Below are 14,732 nucleotides of genomic sequence, written 5' to 3' on the forward strand. Positions count from 1 at the left end.
CTCAGGGCAGTGTCGGGGCGTCGGGGACGGGCGGGGCGGGCTGCGCTGCCGGCGTCGGGTCGGCCACGCCGCGCAGCACCTTGAGCAGGCCGGGCAGCGCGCACAGTGCCACCACCGACTGGCTGGCCAGCACCGCCGCGCCGACGCCCGCGATGCCCATCCGGGGCATCAGCACCAGCGACAGTGCCAGCACCAGTCCGCACATCAGCCCTTGGAGCAGGGCGACCTGGCGGGTGCGGGTGCGCGCGCGCAGAGTGCCGAAGTAGACCTCGATCAGGACCCGGGTGAAGCCCGCCGCGGCCAGCCAGCGCAGCAGCGGCGCCCCGGCCTCGGCATAGCCGGTGCCGAAGACGTCGAGCACCTGCGGCGCCAGCAGGCCCAGCAGGGCGAAGCAGGGCAGCGTCACCCAGGCCATGCGCAGCAGCGCGCCGCGCGTATGCGCGCCAAGGAGGGCGGGACGGCGGGCGGACTCGACGGTGAGCGAGGCGGCCATGTTGACCGCGAGCAGGTCGAGGGTGCCGCCGATGGTGTTGATGATGTAGTAGACCGCGTTCTGGTCCGCGCTGACCCTGGCCGCGACGAGCACCGGCACGAAATAGGTGACCACCAGGTTGAACACGGATCCGGTGTAGTCACCGGCCAGGAACCGGCCGATCTGGCGGACCGATGGTGGTGTCGCGCCCGGCTCCGCCTCGGCGATCTGACGGGGCACCAGCCGACGCACGATCAGCAGCCCGATCGGCACCACGGACAGGGCCACCGCCGCGCCCCAGGAGACGAAGACGCCCGTGGCCGGGATCGACCCGGCCAGCAGCACCAGCAGCACGGCCTTGCCCACGGAGAAGGACAGGTTGCCGACCGGCACCCAGACCGCCGCCCGCAGCCCGATCAGCACTCCGTCCTGCAGGGTCAGCCAGGACCAGCCCAGCACCGCGGCCAGGAAGCCGATCGCCCGCATCCAGCCGCGCAGGAAGTCGTAGTGGGACCCCCAGAGCGGCAGCCCGGCGAGAAAGACCAGCGTGATCGCCGTCGAGGCGAGCGCGTTGACGCCGTAGGCGCGGGCCAGCAGCCGACCGGTGGCCCTCCCGGCGACGGGCACGAAGCGGGCCAGCGCGCCGGTGAAGCCGAGCGCGGTCAGGCTCGAGAGGAGTTTCATCGCGGCGATGGCGGCCGAGCCCCGGCCCATGTCCCCCTTGCTGTAGTAGAGGGCCGCCAGCCACCAGTAGCCGAGTCCGAGCGCGCCGGAGACCACGGTGTTGAGCATCAGGGCGTAGCCGTTGCGGAACAGCGGCGCCCCGCCGTCCGACGGCAGGCCGCCGGGGGACTCGGGTTGCGTGGCCGCGCCGTGCGCGGAGGTCGTGGTCACCTACGTTCCTGCCTCCGTGCCTGCTCGATGGGCTGCTCGTTCTGTTCGTTGGGCTGTTCGTTGGACTGTTCGCGCAGGTGGGTCAGCTTGCGGGCGCGGCGCACGACGGCGTAGCCCTTGGTCAGTGAGCGGTCGGCCAGATAGTGCCGGGTGACGCCGAGCCCTTGGACCACCTGTCGGAAGGTCTGCGCGTCCGTGCGCCGACGGATCGTCAGCCTGGCGAGAGCATAGGGTCCTTGACGCGCCTCGGCCAGGGTGTTGGCGACCGCGCAGGCGCCGGTCCAGCCGCCGGCCCGCACGGCGCCGCGCACCCGGGCGTCGGAGTAGCCGAAGGGGTAGCAGAAGACCTGGTCGGCGCGGCCCAGCCGGTCCTCCAACAGGTCGCGGGAGCGGGAGAGTTCGTCGCGGAGCCCGGCCGGTCCGAGGGCGTCGAGGGCCGCGTGGCTGTGACTGTGGGCGCCGGTCTCGATGCCGGACGCCTCGATCTCCTTCAGCTGCGACCAGGTGAGCGTCGTGTCGAGTGGTCGACCCGCGCGGTCGCGCGGGGCGGCGTCGGCGAGCCAGCCGGTGGTGACGAAGAGACTGGCCGTGAGCCGCCGCTCGACGAGCCGGGGCAGCACCTCGCTGTGGAAGTCCGCGTAGCCGTCGTCGAAGGTCAGCACCACGGGGTGGGCGGGGAGCGCCGCCCCGGACCGCCAGTGCTCGACCAGCGCCCCGAACGGGACGGGCGTCAGACCGAGTTCGGCGATCAGGTCGAGCTGTTCGGCGAAGCGGTCCGGGTGCACGGAGAGCCCGTGCGTGGCGGGCGGAGGATCGGCGCGTACCGAGTGGTACATCAGCACGGGAACGGCGGTGCTCCTCGTCGTGGTGCTGCTCTCTCGCTTCATCACGACCCCCCTGCCGCTGGCCGCGCACGTCGGCGGCGCAGGCCGGCCGCGTAGCCCGCCGCCGTGATCAGGGCTCCGGCGGTGATCGCGCCTGCCCGGCCCAGGCCGGACGGGCGGCCGCGCAGCGTGTCGCCCAGCCCCCTGGCGATGCCGGCGGGCAGCACGCGCAGCACGTAGGCGCGCTCGGTGGCGAGCCCGTCGCCCGCGCCGACCCGCTCGGTGACGCGGGCCTTGGACAGCCCCTCGGCCCAGCTGCGGCGGCACAGATAGCGGAAGCGCTCGCGTTCGGCCGTCACCTGGTGGTGGATGACCGCACGGTCGTCGTGGCGGAACTCGGCGTCCGGGCGGGCCTGTTGGATTCTGATGCAGAGCTCGGTCTCCTCGCCGCCGCCGGCGCCCGCGCCCCTTCCGCCGCCGACACCGCGCCCGATGCCGTCGGGGAAGCCCCCCGCGATCGCGAAGGCGCTGCGGCGGAACGAGGCATTGCCGCCCAGGACGTTGCGCACCCGCCCCTGGCCGACGGGCATCCCGCGATAGCTGGCGCCGTGCACCCAGTCGAACTCCTCGGGATACCAGGCCGGTCGCCGCCCCGAGGCCCAAACTGGCAGCGTGCGCCCGCCGATCCCCATCACGGCGGGGTCGGCGTAGCCGGAGACAAGTACGGCGAGCCAGTCGGGTTCGGCGGTCGCGTCGTCGTCGAGGAAGGCCACGACCTCGCCTCGGGCCGCGTCCGCGCCGGTGTTGCGCCCGCCGGAGAGGCCCTTACCGTGGGCGTTGGTCAGGACCCTGACGAGGGGGTCGCCATCGTGGCGCTCCCGGAGCCGGGCCAGCAGCGGCTCGTTGTGGTCCACGACGACCAGGACGTCGAGGGGCGCGAGCGACTGCTTGCACGCCGAATCGATCGCCGCGCAGAGCTGCGGCCAGCGCAGCTCGGTGTAGACGCAGATCACCACGGACGCGGCGAGCTGCGGGAGCGGTTCCTTCGTGGTCATGGCTGGTGCGTTCTCCCCCGGTCGGGTCCGTTCGGTCGGCGGCGGGTACCGAAGAAGCCGACGGCGAGCAGCACAACGGTGATCAGCAGGGCCGCGAGCGCGCCGTGCTGCGGCGACCACCAGCGCAGGGAGAGCATCGCCTGCGCGATCAGCGTGTCGGCCGCGAGGCCGCCGAAGAGGGCGACGAGCAGCCGCAGCGGCAGGTCCCGTCCGGGCAGCGCCCAGGCCAGCGCCGCGCCCGGACCGGCCGGCAGGAAAAGCAGCGCCAGCGCGGCCACCGGCTGCGACCGCACCCCCGCCGCGCTCAGCGCCGTCGCCACGGCGGCCAGCCCGAGCAGCGCCGCGACGGACCGCGCCTGCGCGCGCGACCCCGCCGACGGCCTGCCTCCGCCGGAAGCACCGGCGGGCGTGGGCGGCGACGGGGACGACGTGACGCCCAGCCTGGCGGCGCTCACCCGCGCTCCGCCGCGGGCGGCGGCGTGGGCGCGTGCGCCGTTGAGGAGGGCCCTGCAGGCGAAGGCTCTGCAGACGAGTGTGCCTCGGAGGACGACGCCGCTGACGTGGACGCTGCGGGGGTGGAGGCTGCGGGCGAGCCCGGCCCTGAGGACGACCCAGCAGGCGCCTGCGCCGTGGACACGCGCGCTCCGGACGAGCCCGGCGCGGAGGACGGCCCTGCGGGCGCCTGCGACGTGGGATCGGCCTCGGCGGCTTCGACCGGCTGCGCTGGTCGTCCCGTTCCCGCGCCGGCTGGCGGCGACGCGTCCCCGTCGCTCCCCCTTCGGTTCCGTCGCGCCCGCTGCCACTCCTCCGCCGACAGGACCACCGCAGGAAACGCCCGCAGTGCGGCCAGGACCGGCGCCGCATCGGAGCGGGCGAGCGAAGGATAGACGGGCAGCACCCGCTCGGTCGCGAAGCCCGTCGAGACCAGCCGCGCCGCCACGCGTCCCAGCGCCGCGCCCGAGGACGGCGGTCCCGCGCACAGCAGGGCCACGCCGCCGATCCGGCGGACGCTCTCCACCAGGCGCGGCTCCTCCGGCAGCAGCGCGCCGTCCGTGCGGACGCTGCGGCAGACCACATGGCGGTAGTCGAGCGCGGTCAGCGCCGCGGCGATCAGAGGCGCCAGAAAGCAGCCCTCCGGCCGGACGCCCAGGACCAACAGGACCCGGTCCCGGTCCGGATGCGCCTGCGCGAAGCGGCCCGCGAGCGCGACGCAGTCGGCCGGACGCAACCCGAGCCGGGCGAAACTCGGCGAGGGCGTGGGTCGTGCACTGCCGAGCCAGCGCGCGGGCGCCGACGGCAGACCGGCGCGCAGCGGCGCGAGCGCGCCCTTCAGCGCGATGAGCGCCATGGCCCGGTCGTCGTAGTCCTTGATCAGCACGGCCTCGGCCAGGACGTTCGTGAGATCACGGATCGTCACGTGCCAGTCCTCCAGGCCCAGGCGGCCCCGCAGCAGAACCGCGCTACGGGCCAGTCGCTCGTGCCCGATGCGCACGGCGCGCACGCCGGCACGCACCGGAAACGACGCGTCGGCAGGAATCCGGAGCAGCTGCGACCCGGCGCCCTGCAGGCGATCCGCGGTCAACTGCGCGAGGGCCGCGGCGGCGAAGTACGCCGCCGCCGCCTCGCCGCGGTCGGCGGCGTCGAGCAGCCGCTGGACCAGGGCCGAGGCGTCGGCGTCGGAGACCGACCGGGCCGCGGCCGTGAACTCAGGCATGGCGTGTCCTCCGAACCAGGTGCGGCTTCGCGCTCGTGGCTCCCGCGGCTCGCTCGCGCAGCAGGGTCCGCAGCACGCGCTGGCCGTCGCGGAAGGTCCGCAGATTGGACCGCCCGGTGCGGCGCGGCAGTTCGAGCGTCGGCACCTCCGCCACGCGAAGGCCCTCCAGCAGGGCCCGGCAGACCATCTCTGTCTCGATCTCGAAGCCCGAGGAGCGCAGGTCCAGGCGGGCCAGCGCCTCCCGCCGGAAACCGACGAAGCCGTAGCAGAGATCGGTCAGCGAGGCCTGGTAGAGCAGGTTGGTGAGAGTCAGCAACGCGCGGTTGCCGCCGCGGCGGAGCGCGGTGATGTCGAGCGAGCCGCCCCCGCCGGTGAAGCGGGAGCCCTTGACGACGTCGTAGCCGTGTTCGAGAAAGTGCACGTAGCGCGGGATCTCGCGAGGCGACATGCTGCCGTCCGCATCGATCATGATGATGAAGTCGCCCTTGGCGTTCAGGAATCCGGTGCGCAGCGCGTTTCCCTTGCCTGGTCCGCTCTGCGGCACCACGCGCAGCGACGGCAGGCAGGCCAGGGCGCGCCCGGCCGTGTCGTCGCTGGACTCCCCGTCGACCAGGATCACCTCGTCGACGCAGTCCGGGATCCGGCTGAGCACCCAGGCGATGTTGGCGGCCTCGTTCCTGGCCGGCACCACCAGACTCACCAAGCCGCCGGCGACGTGGACGACGTCAGCGGCGGCCCTGGTGGACGACCCCGCGACGGAGCTGACTGTTGCTTCCATTGGATGCACCTCGGTCCCCCCGCACGGCGCGGCAACGCGCCGTGAAGGTGCGTAAGAATGGCCTTGCCCCCTGGCGGCTTCCCCTCGCCGTCATCCTCAGCACGGTATCCGCGTCGGCGGCTCTGCGAAAGCGGTCCGACACAATCAGTTAACATCACGTCAAAACAAGAGCCTCACAAGCGGAATGTCATTTCTCAGTGGTAACAGTTGGCTGCTCATCGCTCACGCGCGTTCACTGGTGTCGCACGCCTGCCCCGGCGTATCCGATGCGCTGCCCGTGCGCCCCCACAGCTGACACGCACTCCTTGTGAAGCCGAGACGTCGGGGGGTACCTTGCGTTCCGGGTCCGACGCCGAGATCGGAGTCGGCACCGTATCCCGGGGGGGACTTGTGGCTCATCGGCCTTTAGCGCCCGACACCGCCGTGCCTGCTCTCGTACTCAAATTCGGCCACTATCCATTGCACCACGGAGGTGTTGGCGCGATCCGTTCACTCGGCCGGCTGGGCATCGAGGTGCACGCCGTCTCCGAGGACCGGTTCACGCCGGCGGCCCTCTCCCGGTACACGCGCCGCGCCCACGTCTGGCACACGACCGGCACCGAGCCGCCCGAGCGCCTGTTGACCGGACTCCTCCGGATCGGCGACCGGATCGGCCGCCCGGCGCTGCTCATTCCCACCGACGAGGAAGCTGCGGTGCTGGTGGCCGAGCACCAGCGCGAGCTCGACGGCCGCTTTCTCTTCCCGCGCACGCCGGACGGCCTGGTCAGGGCGGTGGCCAGCAAGCAGGGACTGCACGAACTCTGCCGACGCCACGGAGTCAGCACGCCGCACGCCGTCTTCCCCGAAAGCCGGGCCGCAGTACTGGAGTTCGCGAAGTCCGCGGTCTACCCGCTGGTGGCCAAGAACCGCGACCCCTTCGCCCGCCGCGCCAGCCCCGCCGTCCCCGGGACCACCCGGATCGACGACGCGGAGGCGCTCGCGGCGCTGGCCGAGGCGTGGGACGAGCGGCCGGGGGTGGTGCTCCAGGAATATCTGCCGCGCGCGGACGCCGAGGACTGGATCGTGCACATGCACACCAGTGCGACGGAGGACGCCCGGGTTCTGTTCACGGCGGTGAAAGTCCGTTCGTGGCCGCCGCATGCGGGAATGACGGCGATGGCGGTCACGACTCCGAACGAAGAACTCGCACAGCAGTCCGCAGATTTCTGCAAGGAGATCGGATTCGCCGGTGTGTGCGATCTCGACTGGAGATTCGATCGCAGGGACGGTCGCTACAAGCTCCTCGATTTCAATCCGCGTATCGGCGCACAGTTCCGACTGTTCGAGACGGAGGCCCGAGTCGATCTCGTCCGGGCGCTCCATCTGCATCTGACCGGGCGGCGGATCCCGGCTGCCCCGCAGATCGACGGTCGGCGGATCGTCGTCGAGAACATCGACCTGCTGGCCCGGCTGGCCTACCGGCGCTCGGACTACCGCACGCCGTCCGCGCCGCCCCGGCGCAGCTGGACCGAGACCGAACTGGGCTGGTGGGCGGCGGACGACCCGCTGCCGTTCCCCGTGATGCTGGCGCGCTCGGTGGGCCCGGGGCTGCGCTACGTCGCTTCGACGCGCCGGGCGCACAACACTTGACGGCCCGTCATCTCAGGGGGCACGCCCGCTGATTGCGTGACCCGCGCACCACCCGCGCACCACTGCGAGAGGAAGGAGCCTGCGATGTCCCACCCCGCGCAGGGGAGCCGCCCTGGCTCGCGCACCGTCGTCGTGATCGGCGCCGGTCCGTACGGACTGTCGGCCGCCGCTCATCTGCGGGCCGCCGGACTGTCCGTGCGCGCCTTCGGCGATCCCATGCACAGCTGGCGCGACACCATGCCCGCCGGCATGTTCCTCAAGTCGACGCCGGACGCGTCCACCATTTCCGCCCCGGCCCCCGGTCACGCACTGCCGGACTTCTGTCGCGCGACCGGCGAGACGGCGCCGAGCGACCACGAACGGGTGCCGATCGAGCTGTTCACCCGCTACGGGCAGTGGTTCCAGCGGGAGCTGGTTCCGTTCCTGGAGCGGAGCAGTGTGCTGTCGGTCCGTCAAAGTGATTCCGCAGACGGGTCTTTCAACCTCGCCCTCGACACAGGGGAGACCTTCTCCGCCCGCGCCGTCGTGGTCGCCAGTGGACTGACCGGCTTCGCCCACGTCCCTGACGTGCTCGCCCAGCTCGCACCGGACGGGCCCTCTGCGGACGGCCCGGTCTCGCACAGCTCCCAGCACACGGACCTGGCCGCGCTCGCCGGCCGTTCCGTGCTCGTCGTCGGCGCCGGCCAGTCCGCGCTGGAGGGCGCGGCGCTGCTGCACGAAGCGGGCGCGCAGGTCGAGCTGGTGGCGCGGACCCCGCGCGTGCGCTTCGGCGGGCCCCCCGCGAGCGGGCTGCGCTGGCAGCCGGAGTCGCCGATGGGGCCGGCCTGGTCGCTGTGGGCCATGGCCCGCTACCCGCAGGCATTCCGTCCGCTGCCGCCCGGACTGCGGCTGCGGCTGGTCAAGGAGGTGCTCGGACCGAGCGGCGCCTGGTGGCTCCGTCCGCGCGCCGACGGTGTCTTCCCGGTGCACGCCGGCCGGCAGCTGCGCGGGGCGCGGCGCGAGGGCGACAAGGTCGTCCTCACCACGGCCACGCCCGCCGGCGCGGCCCTTGACCTGACCGCCGACCACGTCCTCGCCGCCACCGGCTACCGCGTCGATCTGGGCGCACTCCCCTTCCTCTCGCCCGAGCTCCGCACCCGCCTGGTCCGGGTCGGCGGCTTCCCCGCCCTGGACGCGGGCATGTGCTCCACCGTCCCCGGACTCTGGTTCACCGGCCTCCCGGCGGCCGCGAGCTTCGGCCCGTTCATGCGCTTCGTCTGCGGCACCGACTTCGCCTCGGCGCGGATCAGCGCGGCCGTCGCCGCCCGCGCGGGCGGGTCCTGAGGGGGGGTGAGCGCGGCACTGCGGCACGTGGCTCAGCCCACAGGGCGTCCGGTTGACTGCCATACGCGCAGCATGGTGGGATTTCGAGGCCTGAATTATTGATTTACGGCGGCAATGACGAGGAAGTCCGGTGCGAGTCCGGCGCGGTCCCGCCACTGTCAGCGGGGAGGCGGAGCGCCGCCCCGCGAGCCAGGAACTCTGGCCGCCGTCACCACGAGCCGGGGCGCGGACCCCGAGTGAGGACTGCTGCCGTGCGCGTACGCGCGTCTGGCCCACGCCTGATCGGCGTGGGCATGGGACCGGGTGACCCCGAGTTGGTCACCGTCAAGGCCGTGCGTGTACTGCGCGAAGCGGACGCCGTGGTCGTGCCGGTGATGGACAGTGGTGAGACCGGGCGCGCCGAGGCCACCGTGCTGCATCACGCCGACGCCGCGAAGATCGTGCGGGTCGTCTTCGCGCTGAACGAGCGCGAGGACCGGGCCCGACGCGAGGCCGCCTGGGACGAGGCCGGCGCGTGCGTCGCGGAGCTGCTGCGGGAGCGTGACGGCGACGACGACGGGTCTCACGGAGCGACGGTCGCCTTCGCGACGATCGGCGACCCGAACGTCTACTCCACCTTCACCTATCTGGCCCACACCCTGCGCGAGCTGGTCCCCGACCTGACGGTCGAGACCGTCCCCGGGATCACCGCGATGCAGGACCTCGCCGCCCGCAGCGGCACCGTCCTCGCCGAGGGCACCGAGCCGCTGACGCTGGTTCCGGTGACGGCCGGAGCCGCCGTGCTGAAGGAGGCCCTGGCCGGGCCGGGCACCGTCGTCGCCTACAAGTTCGGCCGCCTGGCCGCGCAGGTCGGGGACGCGCTGCGCGAGGCCGACCGCGAAGGAAACGCCGTCTGGGGCGCGGCGCTCGGCCTGCCGGACGAGCAGCTGAGCGAGCCAGGAACACCGATCGACGGCACGCTGCCGTATCTGTCGACGCTGATCGCTCCGGCGCGGCGCGAGGGCCGAGGGGGAAAGCTGTGACCAGCGCGAACACCACTGAGAACGCCACCGGGACCGGAACTGCGACGGCGACCGCGATCGGCAAGGTGACCTTCGTCGGGGCCGGGCCCGGCGCCGCCGACCTGCTGACCTTCCGCGCCGCCCGCGCCATCGCCGACGCGGACACCGTGATCTGGGCCGCCAGCCTGGTCCAGGCCGAGGTCCTGGAGCACGCCCGCGAGGGTGCGGAGATCCTCGACTCCTCGCTGATCCCGATGGAGGACGTGCTCGCCGTCTACGAGCGCGCCGCCCGCGAGGGCACGCGCGTCGCCCGGATCCACTCCGGCGACCCTTCGCTGTGGGGCGCCGTGCAGGAGCAGCTGGACCGCTGCCGTGAGCTCGGCCTGGAGACGGAGATCGTCCCCGGCGTCTCTTCCTTCGCGGCCGTCGCGGCGCTGGCCCAGCGGGAGTTGACGATCCCGGAGGTCGCGCAGAGCGTCATCCTCACCCGGCTGGGCGGCGGCAAGACGCCGATGCCGCCGGGCGAGGAGGTGCGCGAGTTCGCCCGCCACGGAACGACGATGGCGATCTTCCTCTCCGCCGCCCGCACGAAGCAGCTGGTCGAGGAGCTCCTGGAGGGCGGCTACGCGCCCGAGACGCCGGTCGTCGTCGCCTACCAGGCGACCTGGCCGGAAGAGCTGCTGCTGACCTGCACCGTCGCCACGCTGGAGGCGACGGTCAAGGAGCACAAGCTCTGGAAGCACACGCTCTTCCTGGTCGGCCCGGCGCTGGCGGCCGAGGGCACCCGCTCGCACCTCTACCACCCCGGCCACTTCCACACCTTCCGCAAGGCCGACCGCGCGGCCCGGCGTTCGCTCAAGGCCGTCGGCGCCAACGCCGGAGGCGAGCTCGCGCCGACGGCCACCGACAGCCATGGCTGAGCTGCGGGAGCCCGATCTTCCGCGCACCGCGAAGGTGCGTCAGGGTCCGCTGCGAAGCGGCTGGACCACCGGCACCTGCGCCTCCGCCGCCGCACGCGCGGCGGCGCTGCTGCTGGTCGGCGGCGAACCGCAGGCGCAGGTCGACGTCGCGCTGCCTTCGGGCAACCGGGTCGGCTTCGCCGTCGAGCGGTGCGAACTGCTGCGCCCGGGGCGGGCGGAGGCCGTCGTGGTGAAGGACGCCGGGGACGACCCGGACGTCACCCACGGCGCGCATCTGACGGCCACGGTGGCATGGCGGGACGAGCCCGGCATCGCCCTGCACGGCGGGGTGGGCGTGGGCGTGGTGACCAAGCCGGGCCTCGGCCTCGAGGTGGGCGGCCCCGCCATCAATCCGGTGCCGCGCGCGATGATCACGCAGGCGGTCGGCGAGGTCGTGGACCTCGCCGAGCGCGGCGTGGACGTGACGATCAGCGTGCCGGACGGCGAGCAGCGGGCGCGCAAGACGACCAACGCCAAGCTCGGCATCATCGGCGGCATCTCGATCCTCGGCACCACCGGGATCGTCCGGCCGTTCTCGACCGCGTCCTGGCGGGCCTCGGTCGAGCAGGCCGTATCGGTCGCGGCCGCGCAGGGCGAGCGGGCGATCGTGCTGTGCACGGGCGGGCGGACGGAGAAGGGCGCGATGGCGCTGATCCCTTCGCTCCCCGACGTCTGCTTCGTCGAGGTCGGCGACTTCACCGGTGCTGCCCTGCGCCGCGCGGTCGAGGGCGGGATGGAGCGCGCGGTCTTCGTCGGCATGGTCGGCAAGCTGACCAAGCTGGCGGCGGGCGTGCTGATGACCCATTACACGCGGTCGAAGGTGGACACGAACGTGCTCGCCGAGATCACAGCGGCGGTCGGCTCGCCGGCCGAGGTCGTGGCCGAGGTGGCGGCAGCCAACACCGCGCGGCACGCCTACGAGCTCTGGGACGCGGCGGGGGTGCTGGCCCCGGCCGGGCTGCTGCTGTGCGAGCAGGTCGCGGACGTGATGGTGCGGTTCAGCGAGGGGAAGCTCGCGGCCGAGGTCGCGATGGTCGACTTCACCGGGCGAGCAGTGATCGCTTCGACGGGCGGGGTGCTGCTGCCGTGATCACCGTCCTCGGCGAAGCCCAGCCCTCAGCCGCCTTCGTCGCCCAGTCCGCCCTCGTCCTCGGTGCGCGCCGCCACCTCGACGCCGCGCAGGTCCCTGGCGACCGCGCGCTCGTGCTCGGTCCGCTCGCGCCCGCGCTCGATGCCGTCGCCGCGCTGCGCGACAAGGACCCGGACGTCCGCGTCCTCGTTCTCGCCTCCGGCGACCCGGGGTTCTTCGGCATCGTCCGCGCCCTGGCCGAACGCTTCGGCACGGCCGCGCTCGACGTGCGCCCCGGCGTGAGCAGCATCGCGCGCGCCTTCGCCCGCCTCGGCGCGCCGTGGGACGACGCCGTCGTGGTCAGCGCCCACGGGCGCGATCCGCGCCGGGCGTTCAACATCTGCCGCTCGCAGCGGAAGGTCGCGGTACTGACCGCGCCGGGCGCCGGCCCGGCCGAGATCGGTGCCGCCCTGCTCGCCATGCCGGGCCTGCACCGCCGCCTCGTCGTCGCCGCCGACCTCGGAGGCCCAGCCGAGAGCGTCATCGAACTCACACCCGCCGAGGCCGCCGCGCGCGACTGGCCCGCCGTCAACGTGGTCCTGTGCCTGGCCGACGAAACCGCGGTCGAGGACACGATGCGCGCCGTCGCCGGCTACCAGGGACCGCCCGAGGGCGGCTGGGCACTGCCGGAGGAGGCCTTCGAGCACCGCGACGCGATGCTCACCAAGGCCGAGGTCCGCGCCTTCGCGCTGGCCCGGCTCGGTCCGCGCCTCGGCGAGCTGGTCTGGGACGTCGGCGCCGGCAGCGGCTCGGTCGCCGTCGAGTGCGCGCGCCTGGGCGCGGCGGCCGTCGCGCTGGAGCGCGCGGCCGATGGCGTGGCCCGCATCCGCGCCAACGCCGAAGCGCATGGGGTCGGCCACGCCGTCGCCGTCGTGCACGGCAGCGCACCGGACGCGCTCGCCCAACTCCCAGCCCCCGACGCCGTCTTCGTCGGCGGCGGCGGTGCGGACCTGCCCGCCGTCGTGGCCGCCGCGAGCGCGCGGGCCCGTCGCACGGTCGTCGTCACGCTGGCGGCCCTGGACCGCGTCCCCGAGGTGCGCCGCACCCTGCTCGCCGCCGGATTCACAGCGGATGGCGTGCAGTTGCAGGCCAACCGCCTCGCACCGCTGCCCGGCGAGGTCACCCGGCTCGCCGCAACCAACCCCGTCTTCGTCCTCTGGGGCACGCGCCTCGCCTCTCCCTCGCCCGACTCTTCGCACCACACAGGAGTACTGACGTGATCGGCCTGATCGCCGCCACCGCCGCAGGCCGCCAGGCCGCCACCCAACTCGCCGAGGCCCTGCGGCCCGACGAGACCCGCGTCTACGAGGGCCCGGTCGGCGAGGCGCTGCGCCGCGCGTACGGCGAGTGCAGCCAACTCGTCTGCTTCCTCGCCACCGGCGCGACTGTGCGTCTGCTCGCGCCGCTGCTCGCGGCGGAGGGCTCCGACAAGCACAGCGACCCCGGCGTGGTGTGCGTCGACGAGGCGCGCCGCTTCGCCGTCGCGCTCGTCGGCGGGCACGAGGGCGGCGCGAACGCGCTGGCCGCGCGGGTCGCGGCCGCCCTGGACGCACAGCCCGTCGTCACCACCGCGACCGACGCCATCGGCCTGCCGGGCCTGGACACGCTCGGCCTGGCCGTCACCGGCGAGGTCGCGGCGGTCAGCCGCGCGATCCTCGACGGCGCGCCGGTGCGCCTGCTCGGCGGCGACCGCTTCCCGCTCCCCGCGCTGCCGACGAACGTGTCGGGCGATGCCCCGGCGGGCTCCCCGACGATCGTCGTGGGCGACGAACTGCCAGACAGCCAGGCGGGTCCGACCATCCACCTGTTCACGCCCAGCCTCGTCGTGGGCGTCGGCGCGAGCAAGGGCGCCCCGACGGACGAGATCCTCACCCTCGTCCGCGCCACGCTCGCCGACGCGGGCCTGAGCGAGCGCGGGCTGCACAGCCTCGCCAGCGTCGACGCCAAGGCGGAGGAGCCCGGACTGCTTGCCGCAGCCGCCGAACTCGGCGTCCCGGTGCGGTTCTTCCGCGCGGCCGAGCTCGCCGCCGTGGCCGTGCCCAACCCGTCGGACGCACCGCTCGACGCCGTCGGCACCCCGAGCGTCGCCGAGGCGGCGGCCCTGCTCGGCGCGGGGGCGCACGAACTCATGGTCCCCAAGCGCAAGTCGGCTCCCGAGGGTCGCGCCGCGATGGCGACCGTCGCCGTCGCCCGCCGCCCGGCACGCGGTCGGCTCGCCGTCGTCGGCCTCGGCCCCGGCGCGCGCGACCTGGTCACCGAGCGCGCTCGCACGGAGCTGCGCCGCGCGTCCGTCATCGTCGGGCTTGACCAGTACGTCGACCAGATCCGCGACCTGCTCCGCCCCGGCGTCCGGATCGAGGCCACCGGCCTCGGCGCGGAGGAGGAGCGCGCCCGCAGCGCGGTGCGGCTGGCGCAGCAGGGCCTCGCCGTCGCGCTGATCGGCAGCGGCGACGCGGGCGTCTACGCGATGGCGTCCCCGGCTCTGGCCGAGGCGGGTGACGACATCGACGTGGTCGGCGTCCCCGGCGTCACCGCGGCGATGGCGGCGGCGTCGCTGCTGGGCGCGCCGCTCGGCCACGACCACGTCTCGATCAGCCTCTCCGACCTGCACACGCCCTGGGAGGTGATCGAGCGCCGCGTCCGCGCGGCGGCCGAGGCGGACTTGGTCGTCACCTTCTACAACCCGCGCAGTCGCGCCCGTGACTGGCAGCTGCCGAAGGCTCTCGCCATCCTCTCCGAGCACCGCGACGCGCCCACCACTCCGGTCGGCATCGCCCGCTCCGTCTCCCGCCCGGACGAGTGGCACAAGGTCACCACGCTGGCGACGCTGGACCCGGCAGAGGTCGACATGTTCACCGTGGTGACGGTCGGCAACACCGCTTCGCGGGAGATCGCCGGCCGCTTCGTCACCCCGCGCGGCTACCGGTGGCAGGAGTGAGCGGGGCGCCAGTCCA

The 14,732-nt window shown here is 73.8% G+C and carries 13 protein-coding genes and 1 riboswitch; of the genes, 7 read left to right on the forward strand and 6 right to left on the reverse strand.

Translation table 11 applies throughout. The annotated features are described in order from the left end of the window. Nucleotide 1 precedes the first annotated feature (1 nt). Genes ABIA32_RS04120 through ABIA32_RS04145 form a run of 6 tightly spaced genes read right to left on the reverse strand, consistent with a single transcriptional unit; the run spans nt 2 to nt 5,737 of the window. The gene (locus ABIA32_RS04120; RefSeq protein WP_370092395.1) at nt 2-1,366 is read right to left on the reverse strand and encodes a lipopolysaccharide biosynthesis protein; all 1,365 of its coding nucleotides are present in this window, start codon (nt 1,364-1,366) and stop codon (nt 2-4) included. Next, entirely contained in the window at nt 1,363-2,253 is an 891-nt protein-coding gene (locus ABIA32_RS04125; RefSeq protein ID WP_370092396.1) for a polysaccharide deacetylase family protein, read from the reverse strand. Before ABIA32_RS04125 ends, ABIA32_RS04120 begins: the two co-directional genes overlap by 4 nt. Continuing rightward, nucleotides 2,253-3,245, reverse strand: coding sequence for a glycosyltransferase family 2 protein (locus tag ABIA32_RS04130; protein ID WP_370092397.1), 993 nt, complete (start codon nt 3,243-3,245; stop codon nt 2,253-2,255). The genes ABIA32_RS04125 and ABIA32_RS04130 overlap by 1 nt, the downstream gene beginning before the upstream one ends. Further along, the gene (locus ABIA32_RS04135; protein ID WP_370092398.1) at nt 3,242-3,700 is read right to left on the reverse strand and encodes a hypothetical protein; all 459 of its coding nucleotides are present in this window, start codon (nt 3,698-3,700) and stop codon (nt 3,242-3,244) included. Before ABIA32_RS04135 ends, ABIA32_RS04130 begins: the two co-directional genes overlap by 4 nt. Then, on the reverse strand, nt 3,697-4,959 hold the full coding sequence (locus tag ABIA32_RS04140; RefSeq protein WP_370092399.1) for a hypothetical protein: 1,263 nt from the start codon (nt 4,957-4,959) through the stop codon (nt 3,697-3,699). The genes ABIA32_RS04135 and ABIA32_RS04140 overlap by 4 nt, the downstream gene beginning before the upstream one ends. Then, nucleotides 4,952-5,737, reverse strand: coding sequence for a glycosyltransferase family 2 protein (locus tag ABIA32_RS04145; protein WP_370092400.1), 786 nt, complete (start codon nt 5,735-5,737; stop codon nt 4,952-4,954). Before ABIA32_RS04145 ends, ABIA32_RS04140 begins: the two co-directional genes overlap by 8 nt. A 390-nt stretch (nt 5,738-6,127) precedes the next feature. On the opposite strand from ABIA32_RS04145, the gene ABIA32_RS04150 reads away from it, so the two are divergent. From ABIA32_RS04150 to cobJ, 7 genes are all read left to right on the forward strand, one after another. Further along, nucleotides 6,128-7,366 carry an ATP-grasp domain-containing protein gene (locus ABIA32_RS04150; protein WP_370092401.1) on the forward strand — a complete coding sequence of 413 codons (1,239 nt, stop codon included), beginning with the start codon at nt 6,128-6,130 and terminating at the stop codon, nt 7,364-7,366. 84 nt (nt 7,367-7,450) lie between these two features. Next, nucleotides 7,451-8,689, forward strand: a complete 1,239-nt coding sequence (locus ABIA32_RS04155) for an FAD-dependent oxidoreductase (protein WP_370092403.1) — start codon at nt 7,451-7,453, stop codon at nt 8,687-8,689. A 92-nt stretch (nt 8,690-8,781) separates the two neighbouring features. After that, nucleotides 8,782-8,911, forward strand: a riboswitch (cobalamin riboswitch). A 29-nt stretch (nt 8,912-8,940) separates the two neighbouring features. Then, a complete protein-coding gene (gene cobI / locus ABIA32_RS04160) occupies nt 8,941-9,711 on the forward strand; it encodes a precorrin-2 C(20)-methyltransferase (protein WP_370092404.1) in 771 nt (256 codons plus the stop codon). Between the two features lie 56 nt (nt 9,712-9,767). Beyond that, entirely contained in the window at nt 9,768-10,610 is an 843-nt protein-coding gene (cobM, locus tag ABIA32_RS04165) for a precorrin-4 C(11)-methyltransferase (protein WP_370092462.1), read from the forward strand. After that, a complete protein-coding gene (locus tag ABIA32_RS04170) occupies nt 10,603-11,739 on the forward strand; it encodes a cobalt-precorrin-5B (C(1))-methyltransferase (RefSeq protein ID WP_370092405.1) in 1,137 nt (378 codons plus the stop codon). Before cobM ends, ABIA32_RS04170 begins: the two co-directional genes overlap by 8 nt. Continuing rightward, complete coding sequence (cbiE, locus tag ABIA32_RS04175) at nt 11,736-12,998, forward strand: precorrin-6y C5,15-methyltransferase (decarboxylating) subunit CbiE (protein ID WP_370092406.1); 1,263 nt, start codon at nt 11,736-11,738, stop codon at nt 12,996-12,998. The genes ABIA32_RS04170 and cbiE overlap by 4 nt, the downstream gene beginning before the upstream one ends. Beyond that, complete coding sequence (cobJ, locus tag ABIA32_RS04180; RefSeq protein WP_370092407.1) at nt 12,995-14,716, forward strand: precorrin-3B C(17)-methyltransferase; 1,722 nt, start codon at nt 12,995-12,997, stop codon at nt 14,714-14,716. The genes cbiE and cobJ overlap by 4 nt, the downstream gene beginning before the upstream one ends. Nucleotides 14,717-14,732 lie beyond the last annotated feature (16 nt).

Origin of the sequence: Streptacidiphilus sp. MAP12-20 (assembly GCF_041262525.1) — a bacterium.
Lineage (GTDB): Bacteria > Actinomycetota > Actinomycetes > Streptomycetales > Streptomycetaceae > Streptacidiphilus.